The sequence below is a fragment of the Gymnodinialimonas sp. JB5-7 genome (assembly GCF_055693405.1).
Window position 1 is genome coordinate 345951 of sequence record NZ_JBVFUX010000012.1, and the last position, 20466, is coordinate 366416.

The following is a 20466-nucleotide window of genomic DNA, read 5'->3' on the forward strand; positions in this document are numbered from 1 at the left end:
TGATCCGGCTAGGACTGGATCATGTTTGATTCACCTTCTCCCGAAGCGCTCGCGCTGACCCACACCGTCGCCTTCGAAGGGTTGGAGGCGCGTAGGGTTGAAGTGCAATGCGCCGTGACCGCTGGCTTGCCGGGCTTTGCCATCGTGGGCCTGCCTGACAAGGCCGTGTCCGAGGCACGTGAACGGGTAAAGACCGCGCTTCAGGCCATGGCGATCGCCCTGCCTTCGCGCCGGATCACGGTGAACCTGTCGCCTGCCGACCTTCCCAAGGAAGGCTCGCACTTCGACCTGCCCATCGCGCTGGCGCTTCTGGCCGCGCTGGGCATCGTGCCGAAAGAGCGTGTGGAAACCGCCATGGCCCTAGGGGAAATGTCGCTCGACGGACGCCTCGTTCCCGTGCTCGGCGCCTTGCCCACAGCCCTGGCCGCGGGGGAGGATGGGCGCACGCTCTTTTGCCCCTCAGGCTGCGGGGCGGAAGCCGCCTGGGTCGGCGCCACGTCCGTTTTCGCGGCAAGCTCGCTGGCCGAACTGATCGCCCACCTGACGGACCGCGCGCCATTGGAGCCCGCGAAACCGGGCGAAGTCGCCTCCGACACAGGCCCGAAATGCTTCTCGGAAGTGCGTGGACAGGAACGTGCCAAGCGTGCCGTGGAAATCGCCGCCGCCGGGCGACACCATCTGCTGATGATCGGCTCGCCTGGCTCGGGCAAATCCATGCTCGCCGCGCGCCTGCCGGGTATCCTGCCGCCACTGTCCGCGCCCGAGGCGCTGGAAACCTCGATGATCCACTCGCTCGCGGGGCTGTTGACCGAAGGCGGCATCTCGCGCACCCGGCCTTACCGCGCGCCGCATCACACGGCCTCCATGGCCGCCATCGTCGGCGGTGGGCGCGGCGCCAAACCCGGGGAGATCAGCCTCGCCCATAACGGCGTTCTGTTCCTTGACGAGTTCCCCGAATACCCGCGCCAGGTGCTTGAGACCCTGCGCCAACCTATCGAGACGGGCGATGTCGTGGTCGCCCGCGCCAATGCCCATGTCACCTACCCGTGCCGCTTTCTTCTGATCGCTGCCGCCAATCCGTGCCGGTGCGGGCAGCTTTACGATGCGAACCAGGCCTGCAACCGCGCGCCCGTCTGCGGGCAGGATTACATGGGCAAGATCTCTGGCCCCCTGATGGACCGGTTCGATCTGCGCCTTGAAGTGCCGCCCGTCGCCTATTCCGACCTTGACCTGCCTGCTTCGGGCGAGACCAGCGCGACCATAGCCGCGCGCGTTGCCCAGGCGCGCGCCGTGCAAGCGGACCGTTTCTCGACCCTTGGGGCAAACGCACTAGTCAATTCCGATGCCGAAGGCGCGTTGCTCGATCAGATCGCCACGCCAGACGCGCCGGGCAAGGAGATGCTTCTGAAAGCGGCCGACCAATTCCACCTGACCGCACGCGGCTATCACCGCGTTCTGCGATTAGCGCGCACCATCGCGGATCTGGAAGGGGTCGAGACGGTCAGCACCCCGCATATCGCTGAGGCCATCGGCTACCGCCTAATCGGATCGCGCGAGACTTAGGCGAGCTTTGATAAATTGCGCGGCCTTCTCGATCGCATCGCGCGACTCCGGCAGGGCGTCGCCGAAAATCTGCCATGTGTGAGGTGGGTTCGGCCAGGCCTGAACTACAACTTCGCCGCCTGCCTGTTGCAAGACCTCGGCCATTCGAAGCGCATCATCCCGCACGATCTCGGTCTGTGAGTGCTGGATGAGGGTTGGGGCCGGCGCGGTGAAATCGGCAAACAGCGGCGACAGGCGCGGGTCTGCCAGATCGGCGCCTTCAGCTACGGCAAACCCGATCAGGTCCGGCAAACGTTCAGCCGGCAAAAGCGGGTCGCGCTTTGCATTCTCGACCATCGACGCGCCCGAGCCTGTGAGGTCGGTCCAAGGGCAAAACGCAACGCAAGCCGCGGGCCGGACGCCCACCGCCCCAAGTTCCGCCATCAGCGACAGTGCCATGCCACCGCCCGCGCTGTCGCCCGCCAGCACGATCTCGTCGGGTCGCGTGCCTTGCGCGATCAAAACATCCCAGGCCGCCCGCGCATCGTCCTGCGCGGCTGGCAAGCGATGTTCGGGTCCCAAACGGTAATCCGGTGCCGCGACACGGGCGCCGCTGCGCCGCACAAGGCTGCGGATCAGCGCCCGATGCGACAAGGGCGATCCGGCGATAAAGCCGCCACCGTGGAAGTAAAGGATCGTACCCGCCCCACCGTCGGGCGGTTCAGTCACTGTCAGCGGTGGCGCACCCGCCACCTCCCGTTCCACAAGGCCCCTCGCCCTGCCACTCAGAGCACGGCCCAGTCGGTCGAAATCCTTGCGCTGGCTGCCAGGTCGCTTGACGTAGCGCAGCCGCGGTTTGCCAACCAGGCGGCAGCCGACATTCAGAACCGCCAGTCGCAGGCTCACCCCTCGGCGACGCGGCGCTCCACCGCCTCCCAGATCTTCGCGGCAATATTCACGCCATCAAAGCGCTCCAGCTCTTGAATGCCGGTGGGTGAGGTCACGTTGATCTCCGTCAGCCAGCCGCCGATCACATCAATGCCCACGAAAACCTGACCCATTTCACGCAGGCGCGGGCCGATGATGGAGCATATCTCCAACTCCCGCTCCGTCAGTGCAGTGGCCTCGGGTCGCCCGCCAACATGCATGTTCGACCGCGTCTCACCCTTTGCAGGCACCCGGTTGATACCGCCGACCGGCTCTCCATCGACAAGGATCACGCGCTTATCGCCCGCCGATACATCCGGCAGGAACTTCTGCATGATCAAAGGCTCTCGGTTGATGCCGGTGAACAGCTCATGCAAGGAATTCAGGTTCCGGTCCTCGGGCGTCAGGCGGAACACGCCCGCGCCGCCATTGCCGTAGAGCGGCTTGAGGATGACATCGCCATGATCTTCCTTGAACGCCTTCAGCATCTCGATATCGCGGGCGATCATCGTGGGTGGGGTCAGGTCCGGATAATCCAGCACCAACAGCTTTTCAGGGCAATTGCGTACCCAAAATGAGTCGTTCACGACCAGCGTTTTGCCTTTCAGACGGTCCAGCAAATGCGTGGTGGTGATATACCCCATGTCGAATGGCGGGTCCTGGCGCAGCCAGATTGCGTCCACATCGGCCAGGTCAACGATTTCCGCGGCCTCTGCCTGAACATGATCCCCCTGCACACGCTGCACCTTGATCCGACGCGCCCGCGCCAGCACGCGGTCTTCGCGGTAGAACAGATCGTCCGGCGTGTAGACCAGCAGATCATGCCCACGTGCCTGCGCTTCCTCTGCCAAACGGAACGAGGAATCGGCCGCAATATCGACCGCTTCGATCGGGTCCATCTGTAACGCCACCAACATGCCTGTCCCTCCGCATGAGCCAATGCCCTTCACTTGGCGTGGCCGTGGGGCCAGTGCAAGAGGCGATCAGGCAGACAGCGCATTCTGCAGGATATCAATACGGCCAGCACCATCGACCAAAGCGACGTCAAATCGCATCGGCGTCAGGCTGCCTCTGGGAAATCCGCCAAGGCAATGTTCCGCGCTTTGAAGAAGGCGGGCGATTTGCTTGCGGGACAGACTCTCGGCGGCACGAGCATGGGTCGTTGATTTCTTGACCTCAACGAAAACGACTTGTCCGTCGCGTTCCATGACCAGGTCAATCTCACCCCCGGCGCCGCGCCAGCGACGGGCCACCAGAATGTGCCCATGGTCCAAATACAGCCGCATAACCTGATCTTCGGCTGCTTTCCCGGAGAGATAGGCATCCTTCCCCTCAGCCGTCGTTTTTCAGCTTCAGGCCCAGTTGATAAAGATCCCGCTTTGACACGTTCAGCATCTCGGCCACCTGCGCCGCGGCCTTTTTCAATGGCAGATCGTCCATCGCCGCCCGCAAGGCGGCTTCGATGTCGGCATCTGAGATCGTCGGACCCGTTCCGCGCGAGAGCACCAGAACGATTTCGCCCTTCACCGGATGCTCCGCCAACCGGTCGCGGACCTGTCCACAGGTGCCGCGCAGGACCTCCTCGAAGCGTTTGGTCAATTCCCGGCACAGCGCTACCTCTCGTTCCTCTCCCAACACCTCGCACAATTCATCTAATGTTCGGCAAACGCGCTTGGGACTTTCGTAGAGGATGACTGTGGCCTTCGCCGCATCCAGCTCGGCCAGCCATTTGCGCCGCGCCCCGGCCTGTGGGGCGGAAAACCCGCGAACAAAAACCGGTCCGAGGCCAGCCCAGACACGCTCAGCGCCGCCAGGGCCGCCGACGCGCCGGGCGCAGAATATACCGCAATCCCCTCTTCAATCGCGGCGCGCCCCAACTGGTAGCCAGGATCCGCGACTAAAGGCGTGCCAGCCTCCGAGACATAGGCCACTGATTTTCCGCCCTGCAGCAGCTTCAGCAATCCCGCCCTCGCCTGCGCACTACTGTGATCGTGATAGGCAATCATCTGACGACCTGCGACGGGGACACCGTGGATTTCCATCAACCGCCGCGCCGTGCGTGTATCTTCCGCCGCGATGACATCTGCCGCAGTCAGCACATCCAATGCGCGCAACGTAATGTCTCGTGCCGAGCCGATCGGCGTGGCCACAAAATGCAATCCTGGCTGCACTTTTCCCCTGCCGTCATGCGCGCCGCTCCGCCATAAGCGGGCTGTGGGGCGTCAAGGCGCTTGCGTTCAAGGGGTCGGATGGTCCATCTGCAGCGCGGGGGCACTGGACGGCACGGTCGGATCGTTTACTTGATCTGGCATAGGCCGTAGCGTGCATACGCGGGCTCCCGCTATGAGAATTAAGTACGCCTCGAGGGAGGGCATCGTCCAATGGTTTCCGGTTTCGCAAAACTTCGCAACCCAGCTCGCATATTGGGCGCTCTGCTCCTGACCTTTGTTTTGACGGCTTGTCAAATCGGCGGTGGCCCGATCGGGCTTGGAACCGGCCCGCGCGTCAGTGGCCAGACCGTTGAAGTTGCTATGCTTTTGCCGATGTCCGGCGGCGGTGGCGACGCGCTTCTCTCGCGCAGCTTGGAAAATGCGGCCCGGCTTGCCGCCGCAGATGTGGCGGGCAACGCCACGATCAACATCACCGTCTATGACACCGCCGGCAATGCAGCAACCGCCGCCACCCGCGCACAGGAAGCGGTGGGCAACGGCGCTGATGTGATCGTCGGCCCGCTGCGCTCAGACGCAGCTGCAGCCGTCGGTGTGGCGGTCGCAAACTCGAACGTCGCCGTGCTCAGCTTCTCCAACAACACTGAGATCGCGGGCGGCAATGTGCTGGTGCTGGGTTATACCTTCGCCAACACCGCCGACCGCATCGTCAGCTACGCGGCCCGTCAGGGTCGGGGCAATATCGTGCTTGTGCACGCCAGCAACCTCGCCGGCGAGGTGGCACGCGATGCAGTTCGGACCGCCGCTGCCCGGAGCGGTGCCAATATCACCGCAACCATTCCCTACGAGTTCAGCCAGGTCGGCGTGGTCAACGTGGTCCCACAGGTCACGTCCGCAGCCCGCAACTCGGACGCGGTTCTTCTGACATCAGACAGCGCGGGCGCCCTCCCGCTTTTCGCGCAGCTGCTGCAAGAGAACGGGCTGAACCCCGCAACCACACAGATGATGGGCCTGACCCGCTGGGACATTCCGCCAGCAACCCTTGAGTTCTCGGGCCTCCAAGGCGGATGGTTCGCCCTTCCTGACACCGGTGCGGCTGCTGATTTCAACGCACGTTACGCCGCGACGAACGGCGCTGCCCCCCATGCGCTTGGCAGCCTGGGCTATGATGCGATCCGTGCGGTCGCGCAGACCGCTGGCACCGGCCGCCTCGGCGCCGGAGATTTCGTGGCCGCCGGCCAGGTGGACGGCGCTGGCGGTGTGTTCCGCTTCCTCAACGACGGAACGATCCAGCGCGCCCTCGCCGTGGCTGCAATCGTGAACCAACAGGTGAGTGTCATTGACCCCGCCCCAAGACGCCTTGGCGGTGCCGGTCTCTGACCGGCCACGCAACCCGTCCCTTTCAAACCCTTCCGAGCCGGGCACACTTCTGCTGCCCGGCGAGGCTATTGTAGACAGGCCAGCGCTGCAGGCCCGGATCGATAGCGCCTGCCAATCCGCCCCTGACGCAGCCGCGATCCGCGCGGCAACCGTCGCTGAATTGCTGGCGGCGCAGAAAACCGGTCGCACCCGCATCGCCGATGCCATCGTCGAAAATCCGCTTGCCGCGCGCCGTGCCACGCGAACCTATGCCCACCTGACCGACATTCTGGTCACCGAAGTCATGCGCGTGGCCCAGACCTTTTTGCACCCCACTGGCGTGCCCACCGGGTCTGAACGGATGAGTGTTCTGGCGGTCGGCGGCTATGGCCGCGGGGAAATGGCCCCCCATTCAGATGTCGACCTGCTGTTCCTCACGCCCTACAAAGTCACCCCGCAGATCGAAAGCGTCATCGAAAGCGCGCTCTACATGCTGTGGGACCTGCGCCTCAAGGTCGGCCATGCCAGCCGGACCGAAAAGGAATGCCTGCGCCTTGGCAAGCAGGATTACACGATCCGCACCACGCTGCTTGAGATGCGTCACCTCTACGGCGACCCGACCCTGAGTGCCGAGTTGGCCGAAACCCTGCGCACCCAGCTGTTCGAGAAAACGACTGGCGAGTTCATCGAAGCCAAACTCGAAGAACGCGCCACCCGCCACAAGCGCCAGGGCGGCCAGCGCTACATGCTGGAGCCGAACGTGAAGGAAGGCAAAGGCGGGCTGCGCGACCTGCAGACGCTCTACTGGATCGCCAAGTACGAACATGGCGTCAGCCGCGCGGCGGAACTGGTAAAGGCAAAGGTTTTCCGGCCCGAGGAGTTTGCCGCTTTCGACGCCGCCGAACGCTTTCTATGGGCCGTGCGCTGCCACCTCCACCTGATCGCCGGACGCGCGCAGGACATGCTCAGCTTCGATATGCAGGTCGAGGTGGCTGACCGCCTTGGCTATACCGACCATTCCGGCCGTCGCGCAGTCGAGCATTTCATGCAGGACTACTTTCGCCACGCCACTCAAGTGGGTGAGCTGACCCGCATCTTCCTGACGGGGCTGGAGGCGCGGCACGTCAAACAGGAACCGGCGATTCTGGGCTTCCTGCGCGGCGTGAACCGGCGCAAACGGCTCAAGCCCGGTTATGCGCTGAAACAAAACCGTCTGACGATCGACCGGCCCAAGACCTTCTTCAAGGACAAGCTGAATATCCTGCGTCTGTTCGAGGAGGGGTTGCGGACAGGCTATCTGATCCACCCCGACGCCATGCGCGAGGTTTCCGCGCGCCTTGACCTGATCGACGACGCCATGCGCCGCGACCCGGAAGCCAACCGCATCTTCCTTGACCTGATGCTCAAACACGGCAACCCCGAACGGGGTCTGCGCCGGATGAATGAGCTTGGGGTGCTGGCGGCCTTCCTGCCAGAATTCGCGCCCATCGTCGCGATGATGCAATTCAACATGTACCACAGCTACACGGTCGACGAGCATACGATCCAGGTCGTCTCCACCCTCGCCCAGATCGAGCGGGAGGAGCTGGTCGAAGAACTTCCCCTGGTCTCCGGCATCCTCAAGCGCGGCGTGAACCGGAAGGTTCTTTTTGTGGCCTGCCTGCTGCACGACATCGGCAAGGGCCGGAAAGAAGACCACTCGATCCTCGGCGCGCGTATGGCCCGTACCATCTGCCCGCGACTTGGCCTGAAACCAGCTGAATGTGAAACCGTCGAATGGCTAGTCCGCTATCATCTACTGATGTCCGACATGGCCCAGAAACGCGACATCGCGGATCCCCGCACCGTACGCGATTTTGCCAAGGCCGTGAAAACCCGCGAACGCCTTGATTTGCTGACTGTGCTAACGGTCTGCGACATTCGCGGCGTTGGCCCGAACACCTGGAACAATTGGAAAGCCACCCTGCTGCGGGGCCTCCACCGCGCCACCGCCTCCGCACTTGAAACCGGACTTGAGGATATCAACCGCGAGCAGTTGGAAGGCGACGCCAAGAAGTTCCTGCGCGTGGCTTTGGGCGACTGGCCGAAGGCCGACCTCAAGGCCGAAATGGATCGCCACTACGGCCCCTATTGGCAGGGGCTCGACCTGCCCACACAGGTCACCTTCGCGGAATTGCTGCGCGGGCTGGAAAACGACGAAATCCGCATCGACACCAAACAGGACGAAGATCGCGATGCCACCCGCGTCTGCTTTGCCCTACCGGACCATCCCGGCATTTTCTGCCGTCTGGCAGGCGCGCTATCGCTGGTGGGCGCAAACGTTGTCGATGCGCGCACCTATACCTCGAAGGACGGCTACGCGACCGCCGTATTCTGGGTTCAGGACCGCGACGGCCACCCGTACGAAAAAGCCCGCCTGCCGCGTCTGACCGGCATGATCCGCAAGACGCTCAAAGGCGAGGTGCTGGCGTCCGAGGCGATGGAGCGTCGCGACAAGATCAAGAAACGCGAACGCCCGTTCGACGTGCCGACCAACATCACCTTCGACAATGAAGGGTCCGAGATCTACACGATCATCGAGGTTGATACACGCGACCGGCCCGGCCTTCTTTATGATCTGACCAAGACCTTCGCGGCTTCCAACATCTACATCGCCTCTGCCGTCATCGCGACTTACGGCGTGCAGGTCGTCGACACTTTCTACGTCAAGGACATGTTCGGCCTGAAACTGCACTCGAAAAGCAAACGCGCCGGGCTTGAAAAGAAACTCCGCGCCGCGATTGCGCGCGTGGCCGAACGGGCGGGGGCCTGAAGGCATGGCAGCCACCCGGCCCATACGACTGATCGCCGGGTTCTTCACCGTTGGTGTCTGGACCTTAGTCAGCCGCATCTTGGGCTTTGTGCGCGATATCCTGCTGGCCGCGTTCCTTGGCACCGGCCCGGTGAATGAGGCATTCCTTGTCGCCTTCTCGCTGCCCAACCTCTTTCGTCGCTTCTTTGCAGAAGGTGCGTTCAACACTGCCTTCGTGCCGCTTTTCTCCAAGAAGGTCGAAGGCGGCGAAGACGCTCAAACCTTTGCGCAAGACGCTTTCTCGGGCCTCGCCACCATCCTCATCGTGCTGACATTGCTCGCAACCGCTGCGATGCCTTGGTTGGTTCTTGCCATGGCAGGCGGTTTTGCGGCGGATGAACGGCTGGATCTTGCAACGGATTACGGGCGTATCACCTTCGTCTACATCCTCTTTATTTCCCTCGCCGCGCTCTTCTCGGGCGTCCTGAACGCCCTCGGTCGCTTTGCCGCCGCCGCCGCCGCGCCCGTTCTTCTCAACATCATCCTCGTCGCCGCGATGCTGGGGGCCGAATGGTTCCAGCCCGACGGCAAGATGACCTCACTCGTCTACCCGGAGGAGCGCTACGCCACCGCCCTCGCCTGGGGCGTGCCGCTCGCCGGGATCGCGCAACTGGTGCTCGTTTGGGTCGCTGCCGAACGTGCAGGGATCCGCGTGCGGCTGCGCCTGCCCCGCCTGACGCCAGACATCAAGAAACTCGCCATCATAGCGCTTCCCGCCATGCTTGCCGGCGGCGTGGTGCAGATCAACCTGCTGGTGGGCCGTCAGGTGGCCAGCTTCTTCGACGGGGCCATTGCCTGGCTCTACTATGCCGACCGCCTCTATCAACTGCCCCTTGGCATGGTGGGCATCGCCATCGGGATCGTGCTGTTGCCGGACCTGTCGCGCCGCCTGCGCGCGGGCGATGCGGAGGGCGGGCGCAATGCGCTGTCGCGCGCGGCGGAGATCTCGATGGTTCTGACTGTGCCCGCCGCCGTGGCGCTGGCCGTCATTCCCGTGCCCCTCATCTCGGTCCTGTTTGAACGCGGCGCCTTCAGCACCGATGATACTGCGGCCACCGCCCTTGCCTTGACCGTCTACGCCATCGGCCTTCCGGCCTTTGTGCTGCAAAAGGTGCTGCAACCGCTTTACTTCGCACGCGAAGATACGCGCACACCGTTTCGCTTCGCCTTGGTTGCGATGGTCGTGAATGCGGTCGTGGCCATTGGATTGGCCCTGCTGATTGGCTTTCTGGGGGCCGCGATTGCGACGACGGCTGCGGCTTGGGTCATGGTGGCCCTGCTGTCCAAAGGCCGCCGCACCATGGGGGATGAGGCACAATTCGACACCCGCTTCCGCGGCCGGATCTGGCGCATCTGCGCTGCCGCACTGTGTATGGGCGTCGTCTTGCTGGGGGCTGAGATTATCCTCGGCCCCTTCTTCGGGGCCGAGGGCATCCGTTATGTCGCCTTGGCGCTGCTGATCTTGATCGGCATGGCCAGCTATTACGGCTTTGGTCGCCTCTTCGGCGCCTTCAGCCTGGCTGAAATGCGCAGCGCACTCAGGCGGGGTTAAAGCGGCGTGAGGCGCCCGACGTAATAGATCGTCCCGCCATTGCTGTCGGGGAAGTTCAGCTGCACCTGATCCCCGTTGAACAGAACCCGCAGGCATTCCTCGTCCTCGATGGGCACCAGCGTATTGCCCTGCAACATGGACACGGTCGTACAAATCTGCCGCCCCGAAACGCGCCAGATGGCCCAGGCCGCTTCTTCTCCATTTGCCATGAACCGCGCCACGTTGCCCGCGCGGAACTCCACCGTCATGGAGAAATCCGACGGCCCGTTCGGGTCGCGGTATTCGCTGACCGTCAAAAGCTGGTTTGTAAACGCTGCCTCAATCTCGGCCCGAGTCTGCGCGTCAGCCGCAGCGCCCATCAGGCCAAGGGCCACTGCCCCGGTAGCGAGGGTTTTCAATATGCTCATATCTGCTCGATGTCCCGTGTTCTTCGCCGCCACCCCATAGTGACGGGCAACACGAGGACTCTAGCGCTGACGCATCCGGCTTAGCAACCGCGCCCACCCGCCGGGGCTGACCACAAACGACAACATCAAGCCCGTCAGAAACCCGGTGAAATCTGCCACCACTGTCCCGAATTCGCCGTTGATCAACGCAAACAGCAATTGGATCGCAAGAAGCGCGCCGATCAACCCGAAGGCCCGCATCTGGCCTGACCGCCTTGCGCCTCTGCCCGCATCCACATCAGGAACGTGAACGCCCCGATCAGCCCGTAGACGCCGGGATAGCCGCCCACCAGCGGGAAAGGGCTGTCCATGATCAGCACGAACCCCAAGGCCCCCGCCACCGCCGACACCCAGAACACCGCCAGGAACGCGAGCGTCGAATAAACCTCCGCCACCATCTTGCCCAACGCCAGGATGAACACGACCACAAAGGCCGCATGGACAAAGCTGCCATGGATCAGCGGATAGGTCACAAAGCGCAAAAGCTGCTCTGGCGGGTAGATGCCGTTGGTCACCATCCACACCCAGACCTGATCCAGAACCGCGTAATCCTCCATCGCAGCCAGTCGCCAGCCGACGCCGCCCTGCCCGCCCAGAAACCCGGCCGTGGCCGCCTGAAACATCAGCTCCAGCCCAAAGATGACCACGGCCAACGCCACGACAACCGGCGGCAAGGCGTTGAAGGGGGATACGTTGTGATCTTCCACGGGCGGCGGACCTTTGGTTGACGGCTTGTGTCCCTGTGGGTAAGCCCTCCGGCGGCTCTTGGCCAGTGGGGCCAAAGGCATTGAGGGACCGACCATGGCAGAGACCCAATTCACCCCCCGCGTCTTTTCAGGCATCCAGCCGTCGGGCGGGCTGACCCTTGGCAATTACCTCGGCGCCATCAAGCGCTTCGTGGACATGCAGGACGAAGGCTCGTTCGAGACGGTCTATTGCATGGTCGATCTGCACGCGATCACCGCCAAGCTGCTCGACCCCGACGAACTCCGCCACAACACCCGCGAGCTTTGCGCGGGCTTCATCGCCTCCGGTATCGACCCCGAAAAATCCATTCTCATAAATCAAAGCCAAGTTCCCGAACACGCCCAACTTGCGTGGATTTTCAACTGCATCGCCCGCATGGGCTGGATGGAGCGGATGACGCAGTACAAGGACAAGGCCGGCAAGAATGCCGAAGCGGCCTCCCTCGGCCTGCTCGCCTATCCCGCGCTCATGGCCGCCGACATTCTGCTCTACCACGCCACCCACGTCCCCGTGGGCGACGACCAGAAGCAGCATCTCGAGCTGACACGCGACATCGCTGCGAAGTTCAACCACGACTATGACGTCGATTTCTTCCCGATCACCGAGCCGGTCATCGAAGGCGCGGCCACCCGCGTGATGAACCTGCAAGACGGCACCAAGAAGATGTCCAAGTCTGATCCGTCCGAAAAGACGCGGATCAACATGACCGATGATGCCGACACCATCGCCAAGAAGATCCGCAAGGCAAAGACGGACCCGGACCCGTTGCCCGACAACATGGACGCGCTGGCCGATCGCCCCGATGCCCGCAATCTGGTCAACATCTACGCGGCGCTCGCCGACATCACACCGCAAGCTGGTTCTGGATCAGCACGCGGGCTCGCTCTTCGGCCACTTCAAGGTCGCGCTCTCTGAGGTCGCCGTCGACAAACTCTCGCCCATTTCGGCCGAGATGAGCCGCCTGATGGACGACAAGGCCGAGATTGACCGCATCTTGCGCCGCGGCGCGGACCGTGCGCGCGAAATCACCGTGCCGGTGCTGGAGAAGACCTACGACATCGTGGGCATGCTGCGCAGCTGAACGCCTGAATTTTCGTACGAAAATTCGCGAACCCGATTATTCGTACGAATAATCGGCGCACACAAACCCTGCGCGCACGCAGGATTGTGCTGCACGACAGCATTCACCACTTCTGTCTTCGAAAGGAATTTTTCGATGACCTACAAAGCAGACCCCGACACCACGATTGGCCACACTCACCTCAAGGTGTCCGACCTTGACCGCTCCATTGCATTCTACCGCGATGTGATCGGGCTGGACCTTCAGCAAACCTACGGAAGCGACGCCGCCTTCATGTCCGCCGGTGGCTACCACCACCATATCGGGCTGAACACATGGCGCAGCCGGGGCGGCCCGCGCCCGGCACCCAACGCGACCGGCCTTTTCCATGTCGCCTTTCTTTACCCCACCCGAAAGGCGCTGGCCCAAGCGTTGGCAAACGTCCTCGCCCACAACGTTCGCATCGACGGGGCGTCCGATCACGGCGTGTCGCAAGCGATCTATCTGGATGATCCCGATGGCAACGGGATCGAACTCTATTGGGACCGCGCGCCTGAGGATTGGCCCCGAAATGCCGACGGTGATCTGTCCATGACAACGGATCGCCTGGATCTCGACGCTCTTTTGGCCGAGGCCTGAGGGCCAGCAAATCAAGGTGACGTTGCGCCATTGTGCATTCCTGCACAAATCTAACGCCTACGTTAACTTTACATTCACATTTCTGACGTTATGTTCCGCGATACTTCAGACATCGACAGCACCAGAAACGGGGAGATCTGCATGACTCGTCTCACCCGGTCGGATACGCCGACCGCACCCGCCACTGACCGTATCTCTGATCGGATCGTGGCCACTCAGACAACCTGCCGCACGAAGGCAGCCAAACACGCCCGGTCGGAACATCTCTCGACCCGCACCGCATCGCGCGCCGCAAAGACCGATGGCGCAAGCATGGACTATCAGCAGGGCTTCACCTCTGGACCTTCCATGTAACGACGCTCTACCCTCCCCCATCTCAGACGGGGGAGGGCACTATGGCCAATGGCACAAACATCAAGACATACGTGAACGGCGAATGGCACGATGATGACGTGCCGGTTATGCGTGCCGCTGACCATGCTACCTTCCAAGGCACGACCTGCTTCGACGGCGCGCGCTACGTCAACGGCCTCGCCCCCGACCTGCGCAACCATTGCGACCGTCTCGTCCGCTCCGCCAGGGCGCTCAGCCTGCATCCCGGCCTGACGGGCGAACAGATTTTCGACATCGTCTGGGAAGGCCTCAAGCGCTATCCCAAGGATACGCCCGTCTACATCCGTCCCAATTTCTTCGGCATCGACGGCGGCGCCTACGGCATCGTGCCCGCCGAGACCGAGGCGGGCTTTTTCATCTGCCTTGAAGAGGTCCCGATCGGCGCGCCCGATGCCTACTCGACCCTTACGACCACACGCTTTCACCGCCCCATCCTGAACACCGCCGTGCTCGACGCCAAGGCCGGTTGCCTCTACCCCAATAACGCCCGCATGCTGATGGAGGCGCGTTCCAAAGGCTACGACAACGCCGTTGTGACCGACGCCATGGGCAACGTGGCTGAGACCGCTACGGCCAACATCTTCATGGTCCGCGATGGCGAGGTCTTCACACCCATCCCCAACGGCACCTTCCTCAACGGCATCACCCGGCAACGGCACATGAAGAACTTGCGCGCGGATGGCTATCAGGTGACGGAGACCGTCCTTGGCTATGATGATTTCCGGGCTGCGGACGAGGTCTTCATGACCGGCAACCTGAACAAGGTCACGCCTGTGCTGGAATTTGACGGGACAAACTACCAGCACGGGCCCGTCACCAAACGCGCGCGGGAGCTTTACTGGGATTGGGCGGCCTCAGCCGCCTGAGGACCCGTCGAATTCGTTAAAATTTGGTAAACAAAATTTCAATTATCTCAATTTATCAATGACTTAACCCATGGTTGCAAGCGTGCAACCTGTGCGCCCTCGCCATCTTCCGCTAGACAGGCCCGCCCCCCTCCGTCATGCTCCATCGTCGGAAAGAGGGGTCCCCACAGATGCGCACATTTCTCGTCATCCTCGATGACACCCGCGAATGCCTCAACGCCATGCGCTTTGCCGCCATGCGCGCCCACAATACCGGCGGCGGGGTCGAGATCCTGTCGGTGATCCCACCCGATGAATTCAACCACTGGATTGGTGTCGGCGAGGTTATGCGCGCCGAGGCCCGCGAACGGATCGAGGCGCATTTCAACGTCTTCGCAAAATGGATGCGCGACAAGCAGGACATCGACCCGACCCTGGTGATCCGCGAAGGCGTGCCGGTCGAGGAAATCCTGGAACATATCCATATCAACAAGGAAATCGGTGTTCTTGTTCTGGGCGCAAATTCCGGCAAAGGCGGCCCCGGCCCGCTTGTGACGAGCCTGACACATCAGGCAGGCAACCTGCCCGTGCCGATGACCGTGGTGCCCGTCGAACTCAGCAAAGAGCAGCTTGAAGCCATCACATGACATCGCAAGCCGCGCGCTGACTGCATAGCAGCCCTACCTCGCTATCCGCTCGGACTGAGCATATATGTATGGCGCGAACAGGAGCGAAGCGATCCCCATGCCCAAACCTCGCATCGTCATTCTCGGTGGCGGCTTCGGCGGTCTCTACACCGCCCGTGCCCTCAAGCGCGAACTGCGAGACACCGCTGAAATTGAGCTGATCACAGCCGAAAACTACTTCGTCTTTCAGCCGCTTCTGCCCGAGGTCGGCGCAGGCTCCGTCACGCCGATCCATGCAACCTCCCCTTCCGCTTCCTCCTAAAGGGCGTGACCATCCGCAAAGCGCTCATCGACAGTGTCGATTTTGCGACCAAGACCGTCACGGTTTTCCAGGGCGTCCAGCGCCGCCCAACCGAGATCAGCTACGATCACCTCGTCGTCTCCCTTGGCCAAACCGTCGACCTCTCCCGCACCCCCGGCCTGCAGGACCATGCGTTGACGATGAAGGGCCTCGAAGACGCTCGCCGCCTACGCGCCCACGTGATCGAGCGGCTGGAGCATGCCGACATCACCAACCTGCCCGAAGTCAAACGCGGTGCCCTGACCTTCACCGTCATCGGCGGCGGCTTTTCGGGGATCGAGACGGTGGGTGAGATGGCCGAACTGATCGACCGCTCCCTGAAATACTACCCGAACGTCTCGCGCGACGAGGTGCGCATCATCGTTCTGGAATTCGCCGACAAAATCCTGGCCGAAATGCCGGAATCCCTCGCGCAGTACGCAGGCGAGCAGCTCAAGAAGCGCGGCATCGAAATCCGCCTGAACACCGGCATCGCCAGCGCCACCGGCACTCAGATCACCACCACGACGGGCGATGTGATCGACTGCCGCACCGTCGTGGCAACCATCGGCAACGCGCCCGCCCCCGTGGTCGAACGGATGGACCTGCCCCTGCAACATGGGCGTATCGCGGTGGACCGCGACCTGTCTGTCCCGGACCGCGACGGGGTCTGGTCCCTGGGCGATTGCGCCCTGATCCCGATGAAAGAGGGCGCCACCGACCGCGCCGATTTCGCCCCACCCACTGCGCAATTCGCAGTGCGAGAGGCCAAGCAACTTGCCGCCAACATCGCCCGAACGATCCGGGGCGAGCCGCGCAAACCGTTTGAATACACCTCCAAGGGCGCCATGGCCTCGCTCGGCGGGCGACGCGGCATAGCCGATGTGATGGGCATCAGGCTGAAAGGCTTCCTCGCCTGGGTGCTTTGGCGCGCCTACTACGTCGCGTTCCTGCCGGGTTTCCCCGCCAAGGTCTGGGTGCTCAGCCATTGGGTGCTGGATTGGGTGACGCCGCGCAGCCTTGTGAACCTCAATTCCTACACGCCACCGGCCGCACGTCACGTCCATTACCGGGCGGGCGACCGCATCTACGAGACCGGCAATCGCGCCGATGGCCTCTACACCGTCATCGAAGGCGCGGTGGAAGTGCGCCGCGACACCGAGGACGCCCCCAAAACCCGCCGCGTCGGGCCGGGCGAGCATTTCGGCGAACGCATGGTCTTTGGCGCTACCCGCCGCCTTGCCACGGCCCGCGCGTTGGAAGACACGACCGTCCTTGTCCTCGACCGCGCGCATTTCCTCAAGCTTTACGAGAGCTTGCCGCCGTTCCGGGACTATTTCGAACAGCACCTTGCGCGCGAAGGCCTGAATTGGCCGCTCGACAGTCGCGAGCGCCCGGAGGCAGCGGAGTAGTTTAGAACCATTCCAATCACCTTGACTCCGCGCAGGTGCAGTCGCATATCTGACTTAACCAGTAAGGATATGCGCCATGTTCATCCAAACCGAAGCCACCCCTAACCCCGCCACGCTGAAATTCCTGCCCGGCCAGACCGTGCTTGAGGCCGGCACCGCCGATTTCCCATCGGCTGACACGGCGGACAAATCCCCCCTCGCCACCCGCATCTTCGCGGTCGACGGTGTGACGGGCGTATTCTTCGGCACGGACTTTATCACAGTCACCAAAGCCGAAGCCATCGATTGGGATCATATCAAACCCGCGATTCTCGGCGCGATCATGGAGCATTTCCAATCCGGCGCGCCGGTGATGGACGGCGAAGCACAGGCCGCCGGCGGCCATGCCGAACATGACGGCGAAGATGGTGAAATCGTGGGCCAGATCAAAACCCTGCTCGACACCCGCGTGCGGCCCGCCGTGGCTCAGGACGGCGGCGACATCACCTTTCACGGCTTTGATCGCGGCGTGGTTTACCTGCACATGCAAGGTGCCTGCGCAGGCTGTCCATCCTCGACCCTGACGCTGAAAATGGGCATCGAGAACCTGCTGCGCCACTACATCCCCGAAGTGGTTGAGGTGCGCCCGGTTGCCGTCTGACACGGCACCCATCTCCGGACACTGCTATTGCGGGCGGACGGGCCTGACCGCCACCGCCCGCCCCCAGATTGTCACCTATTGCCATTGCACCGATTGCCGCCGCCTCTCGCGGCGCGCCCGTTGCGGCCTTCGCGGCGTTCGCACCACACCAAGTAACTTTCGCCCCCTCTCGCGGCCCCCGAAAAAGCTTCACCAAAGGCGTGAACCGCTGGTTCTGCCTCGATTGCGGCACGCAGCTTTGCGCCACCTACGACTATCTGCCGGATCAGCTCTACGTCCCCCTCGGCCTGCTCGATCAGGCCGATACGCTTGCGCCCCAAGGCCACAGCCATGCCGACAGCGCACTGCCTTGGTTGCATATCGCAGACGATCTGCCGCGCGATGCCGGGTCGGGCCGCGACCGCCTGACCAACTGACCCCGCTCTCTTTGTTCCAAAAATATGCCGGGGGAGCCGCCTCTGGCGGCGGGGGCAGCGCCCCCATAACCCGTCTCCCTCTTGGGCCATGCCTGCTGCTCGTCCGGGGCGGAGGCCGACGGGGGCGGGCGGGTGGGCCGGCGGCCTCCGCCCTGGGCTTGCAAGACCAGGACAACCTGCCTAACCCCGGGGCCATGATCCTCGGCTTCGACACATCCGGCCCCTGGGTGGGCACCGCGCTGTTTCGCGACGGCGATGTTGCTGCGGCCCATTACGTCAATATGGCGAAGGGCCAGGCCGAACATCTGATGCCGATGATCGAACAGACCCTCGGGGATGCCAATGCGTCCCTTTCCGACCTCACCGCCATCGGTGTCGGTATCGGGCCGGGCAACTTCACCGGCATCCGCATCTCTGTCTCAGCAGCACGTGGGCTTGCGCTCGCCCTCGGCATCCCGGCCATTGGAGTTTCCATTCTGGACGCCTTGGCGTTTGAGGCGCCGCGCCCCACTTTGGCGTCCATCAACGCGCCGCGCGATCAGGTCTACCTGCAACGGTTCGCCACAGGCGCAGATCGTGCGCCGGAACTGGTGGCAAGATCCCAGATCGGCGACTGGCTCCTTCCCGATATCACCTTTGTGGGGCAGGACTCGCCCCAATTGTCAGCCGACCTCGGCATAGACCATGCCCCCGCGGCCTATGCGCCAGCGTCCGCCATCGCGCGCATCGCGGCGATCCGCCTTGGCACACCGCAGCCCCGCCCCGCGCCCTCTACGTCAAGCCCGCCGACGCCGCCCCCAGCCGCGAGGCCGGGCCGAGAATGCTTTGACCCTCGCCGAAACCCTTGCCGCGCTGCACGCAGCCAGCTTTCCACGGGGCTGGTCGGCGCACGAGTTCGAAAGCCTTCTGGCCAACCCGTCCTACAAGATCGTCACGTCAGACCACGGGTTTGCGATGTTGCAGATCATCCCGCCCGAGGCGGAGTTGATCACTATCTCGATCCTGCCCACAGCCCGTAAACAGGGCCATGGCCGCCACCTGTTGAACCGCAGCCTTGAGGCCGTCCAAGCCGCCGGGGCAACCACTGTCTTCCTTGACGTCGACGCCGCCAACACGGCCGCCCTTTCGCTCTACCAAAGCGCCGGCTTCACCGAGTTCGGCCGCCGCACAGGGCTACTACGCCTCCGATGATGAGACGCAATCCGACGCCATCCAGATGCGGCTGGAATTCCCTGCCCAATCCTCGGGCAAATGATGCCAACGCAGGCACTGACGCCTCGTCAACCGCCAGAATCCGGTTGACCCTTCCGGCCCGCTTTGCCCTTATTCACGGCAAGGATTCCGTCCCGTGGGCGGGGTTTCTGCTTCGGGGACAGGCCAGACCAAAGGCCGGCAACCCCAGAACCAACCGGGAGACCAAAGAATATGACCATGATGAAATCGCTTCTTGGCGCCGCTGCCGTAATCGCCATGTCCGCCTCCGGCGCACTGGCCGACGGCCCCGCCGTCATCTTCGATCTGGGCGGCAAGTTTGACCGTTCCTTCAACGAGAGCGCCTTCAACGGTGCGGAGCGTTGGGCCGAGGAAACCGGCGGCACCTACCGCGAGATCGAGCTTCAGAATGACGCGCAGCGCGAACAGGCGATGCGCCGTCTGGCCGAAGCAGGCTCCAACCCCATCGTGATGGCGGGCTTCAGCCAAGCCTCCGCGCTTGAGGTCGTCGCCCCCGACTACCCTGACACAACCTTCGTGATCATCGACGGCGTGGTTGACGCGCCCAACGTGCAGTCGATCATCTTCTCCGAGCATGAAGGCTCCTACCTCGTCGGCATGATGGCCGCGATGGCGTCCGAGACGGGCACCGTGTCCTTCGTCGGCGGCATGGACATCCCGCTGATCTCGCGCTTTGCCTGCGGCTATGCCCAGGGTGCCGTTGCGGCCAACCCCGATGCCACCGTGATCGCCAACATGACCGGCACCACACCCGCCGCATGGAACGACCCCGTGCGCGGTGGTGAACTGACCCGTGGCCAGATCGGCCAGGGCTCTGACGTTGTGTTCGCAGCCGCTGGTGGCACCGGCCTCGGCGTTCTGCAAACCGCCGCCGATGAAGGCATCCTGTCGATCGGCGTGGATGCGAACCAGAACTATCTGCACCCCGGCATGGTCCTGACCTCGATGGTCAAGCGTGTTGACGTGGCCGTCTATGACAGCTTCACCGCGGGCGCCGACGGTATCGAGCCCGGCATCTTCGTTTACGGCCTGGCCGAAGACGGTGTTGGCTTCGCGCTGGATGAATTCAACGCCGAGCTTGTCACCGAAGACATGATCGCCGCCGTTGAAGCCGCACAGGCCGAAATCATCGCGGGCACCCTTTCGGTGCACAACTTCACCGATGACGGCACCTGCCCGGTGGAAATGCAGTAAGGCGAAGGCCTTGCTGTAACGAAACAGACGGGCCGCGCCTTTCCCTAGGTGCGGCCCGATCTCTATCCGGCCCGAC

General features: G+C 63.1%; 20 protein-coding genes and 4 pseudogenes. 17 read left to right on the forward strand and 7 right to left on the reverse strand.

From position 1 onward, the window contains the following. Positions 1-21: 21 nt before the first annotated feature. The gene (locus ACZ1HK_RS09430) at positions 22-1563 is read left to right on the forward strand and encodes a YifB family Mg chelatase-like AAA ATPase (protein WP_472628505.1); all 1542 of its coding nucleotides are present in this window, start codon (positions 22-24) and stop codon (positions 1561-1563) included. On the opposite strand, the gene ACZ1HK_RS09435 is transcribed toward ACZ1HK_RS09430, so the two are convergent. The 4 genes and pseudogenes from ACZ1HK_RS09435 to rsmI form a co-directional block, all read right to left on the reverse strand. Beyond that, positions 1540-2448, reverse strand: a complete 909-nt coding sequence (locus ACZ1HK_RS09435; protein ID WP_472628506.1) for an alpha/beta hydrolase — start codon at positions 2446-2448, stop codon at positions 1540-1542. The two genes, ACZ1HK_RS09430 and ACZ1HK_RS09435, sit on opposite strands and share 24 nt — an antisense overlap. Next, positions 2445-3386 (reverse strand): glutathione synthase, encoded by a 942-nt coding sequence (gshB, locus tag ACZ1HK_RS09440; protein ID WP_472628507.1) that lies wholly within the window; start codon positions 3384-3386, stop codon positions 2445-2447. Before gshB ends, ACZ1HK_RS09435 begins: the two co-directional genes overlap by 4 nt. 66 nt (positions 3387-3452) lie before the next feature. Then, a pseudogene (locus ACZ1HK_RS09445) lies at positions 3453-3800 on the reverse strand (YraN family protein); the annotation flags it as partial. 1 nt (position 3801) lies between these two features. Then, positions 3802-4640 (reverse strand): annotated as a pseudogene (gene rsmI / locus ACZ1HK_RS09450) (16S rRNA (cytidine(1402)-2'-O)-methyltransferase). 252 nt (positions 4641-4892) lie between these two features. Here rsmI and ACZ1HK_RS09455 point away from each other — a divergent pair. The 3 genes from ACZ1HK_RS09455 to murJ are packed head-to-tail and all read left to right on the forward strand — an operon-like array spanning position 4893 to position 10399. Further along, complete coding sequence (locus ACZ1HK_RS09455; RefSeq protein WP_472628508.1) at positions 4893-6017, forward strand: ABC transporter substrate-binding protein; 1125 nt, start codon at positions 4893-4895, stop codon at positions 6015-6017. After that, a complete protein-coding gene (locus tag ACZ1HK_RS09460; protein ID WP_472628509.1) occupies positions 5977-8808 on the forward strand; it encodes a [protein-PII] uridylyltransferase in 2832 nt (943 codons plus the stop codon). Before ACZ1HK_RS09455 ends, ACZ1HK_RS09460 begins: the two co-directional genes overlap by 41 nt. A gap of 4 nt (positions 8809-8812) precedes the next feature. Continuing rightward, the gene (gene murJ, locus ACZ1HK_RS09465; protein ID WP_472628510.1) at positions 8813-10399 is read left to right on the forward strand and encodes a murein biosynthesis integral membrane protein MurJ; all 1587 of its coding nucleotides are present in this window, start codon (positions 8813-8815) and stop codon (positions 10397-10399) included. On the opposite strand, the gene ACZ1HK_RS09470 is transcribed toward murJ, so the two are convergent. The 3 genes from ACZ1HK_RS09470 to ACZ1HK_RS09480 all read right to left on the reverse strand — a co-directional run bounded on the left by ACZ1HK_RS09470 (position 10396) and on the right by ACZ1HK_RS09480 (position 11552). After that, positions 10396-10797, reverse strand: a complete 402-nt coding sequence (locus tag ACZ1HK_RS09470; protein WP_472628511.1) for a hypothetical protein — start codon at positions 10795-10797, stop codon at positions 10396-10398. The genes murJ and ACZ1HK_RS09470 overlap by 4 nt on opposite strands. Positions 10798-10866: 69 nt before the next feature. Further along, entirely contained in the window at positions 10867-11046 is a 180-nt protein-coding gene (locus ACZ1HK_RS09475) for a hypothetical protein (RefSeq protein WP_472628512.1), read from the reverse strand. Then, positions 11028-11552 (reverse strand): rhomboid family intramembrane serine protease, encoded by a 525-nt coding sequence (locus ACZ1HK_RS09480; RefSeq protein WP_472628513.1) that lies wholly within the window; start codon positions 11550-11552, stop codon positions 11028-11030. Before ACZ1HK_RS09480 ends, ACZ1HK_RS09475 begins: the two co-directional genes overlap by 19 nt. Positions 11553-11646: 94 nt before the next feature. Here ACZ1HK_RS09480 and trpS point away from each other — a divergent pair. The 13 genes and pseudogenes from trpS (at position 11647) to ACZ1HK_RS09545 (ending at position 20390) form a co-directional block, all read left to right on the forward strand. Continuing rightward, positions 11647-12673, forward strand: a pseudogene (trpS, locus tag ACZ1HK_RS09485) (tryptophan--tRNA ligase). 135 nt (positions 12674-12808) lie between these two features. Continuing rightward, positions 12809-13291 carry a VOC family protein gene (locus ACZ1HK_RS09490; RefSeq protein WP_472628514.1) on the forward strand — a complete coding sequence of 161 codons (483 nt, stop codon included), beginning with the start codon at positions 12809-12811 and terminating at the stop codon, positions 13289-13291. 141 nt (positions 13292-13432) lie between these two features. Continuing rightward, positions 13433-13645, forward strand: a complete 213-nt coding sequence (locus ACZ1HK_RS09495; RefSeq protein ID WP_472628515.1) for a hypothetical protein — start codon at positions 13433-13435, stop codon at positions 13643-13645. Positions 13646-13686: 41 nt separating this feature from the next. Further along, positions 13687-14550, forward strand: coding sequence for a branched-chain amino acid aminotransferase (locus ACZ1HK_RS09500; protein WP_472628516.1), 864 nt, complete (start codon positions 13687-13689; stop codon positions 14548-14550). Between the two features lie 170 nt (positions 14551-14720). Beyond that, positions 14721-15176, forward strand: coding sequence for a universal stress protein (locus ACZ1HK_RS09505; protein ID WP_472628517.1), 456 nt, complete (start codon positions 14721-14723; stop codon positions 15174-15176). A 97-nt stretch (positions 15177-15273) separates the two neighbouring features. After that, the gene (locus ACZ1HK_RS09510) at positions 15274-15477 is read left to right on the forward strand and encodes a tryptophan 7-halogenase (RefSeq protein WP_472628518.1); all 204 of its coding nucleotides are present in this window, start codon (positions 15274-15276) and stop codon (positions 15475-15477) included. Positions 15478-15482: 5 nt separating this feature from the next. Then, positions 15483-16907: an FAD-dependent oxidoreductase gene (locus tag ACZ1HK_RS09515; RefSeq protein WP_472628519.1), complete on the forward strand. Its 1425-nt coding sequence runs from the start codon at positions 15483-15485 to the stop codon at positions 16905-16907. A 76-nt stretch (positions 16908-16983) separates the two neighbouring features. Continuing rightward, positions 16984-17547 carry a NifU family protein gene (locus ACZ1HK_RS09520; RefSeq protein ID WP_472628520.1) on the forward strand — a complete coding sequence of 188 codons (564 nt, stop codon included), beginning with the start codon at positions 16984-16986 and terminating at the stop codon, positions 17545-17547. Next, a pseudogene (locus ACZ1HK_RS09525) lies at positions 17537-17608 on the forward strand (hypothetical protein); the annotation flags it as partial. The gene ACZ1HK_RS09520 and the pseudogene ACZ1HK_RS09525, both read left to right, overlap by 11 nt. Before the next feature lie 7 nt (positions 17609-17615). Then, entirely contained in the window at positions 17616-17963 is a 348-nt protein-coding gene (locus ACZ1HK_RS09530; protein WP_472628521.1) for a GFA family protein, read from the forward strand. Positions 17964-18121: 158 nt separating this feature from the next. Beyond that, the gene (gene tsaB / locus ACZ1HK_RS09535) at positions 18122-18982 is read left to right on the forward strand and encodes a tRNA (adenosine(37)-N6)-threonylcarbamoyltransferase complex dimerization subunit type 1 TsaB (protein WP_472630811.1); all 861 of its coding nucleotides are present in this window, start codon (positions 18122-18124) and stop codon (positions 18980-18982) included. Further along, positions 18870-19154 (forward strand): GNAT family N-acetyltransferase, encoded by a 285-nt coding sequence (locus tag ACZ1HK_RS09540; RefSeq protein ID WP_472630812.1) that lies wholly within the window; start codon positions 18870-18872, stop codon positions 19152-19154. Before tsaB ends, ACZ1HK_RS09540 begins: the two co-directional genes overlap by 113 nt. A 234-nt stretch (positions 19155-19388) precedes the next feature. Then, positions 19389-20390, forward strand: coding sequence for a BMP family lipoprotein (locus ACZ1HK_RS09545; RefSeq protein ID WP_472628522.1), 1002 nt, complete (start codon positions 19389-19391; stop codon positions 20388-20390). Positions 20391-20466: the final 76 nt, after the last annotated feature.

Bases quoted from the DNA above. Each gene is read 5' to 3' on its own strand.
- gshB (WP_472628507.1), bottom strand. From the start codon at position 3,386: ATGTTGGTGGCGTTACAGATGGACCCGATCGAAGCGGTCGATATTGCG.
- ACZ1HK_RS09475 (WP_472628512.1), bottom strand. From the start codon at position 11,046: ATGCGGGCCTTCGGGTTGATCGGCGCGCTTCTTGCGATCCAATTGCTG.
- ACZ1HK_RS09510 (WP_472628518.1), top strand. From the start codon at position 15,274: ATGCCCAAACCTCGCATCGTCATTCTCGGTGGCGGCTTCGGCGGTCTC.
- ACZ1HK_RS09500 (WP_472628516.1), top strand. From the start codon at position 13,687: ATGGCCAATGGCACAAACATCAAGACATACGTGAACGGCGAATGGCAC.
- ACZ1HK_RS09430 (WP_472628505.1), top strand. From the start codon at position 22: ATGTTTGATTCACCTTCTCCCGAAGCGCTCGCGCTGACCCACACCGTC.
- ACZ1HK_RS09490 (WP_472628514.1), top strand. From the start codon at position 12,809: ATGACCTACAAAGCAGACCCCGACACCACGATTGGCCACACTCACCTC.
- ACZ1HK_RS09495 (WP_472628515.1), top strand. From the start codon at position 13,433: ATGACTCGTCTCACCCGGTCGGATACGCCGACCGCACCCGCCACTGAC.
- ACZ1HK_RS09520 (WP_472628520.1), top strand. From the start codon at position 16,984: ATGTTCATCCAAACCGAAGCCACCCCTAACCCCGCCACGCTGAAATTC.
- murJ (WP_472628510.1), top strand. From the start codon at position 8,813: ATGGCAGCCACCCGGCCCATACGACTGATCGCCGGGTTCTTCACCGTT.
- ACZ1HK_RS09505 (WP_472628517.1), top strand. From the start codon at position 14,721: ATGCGCACATTTCTCGTCATCCTCGATGACACCCGCGAATGCCTCAAC.
- ACZ1HK_RS09545 (WP_472628522.1), top strand. From the start codon at position 19,389: ATGACCATGATGAAATCGCTTCTTGGCGCCGCTGCCGTAATCGCCATG.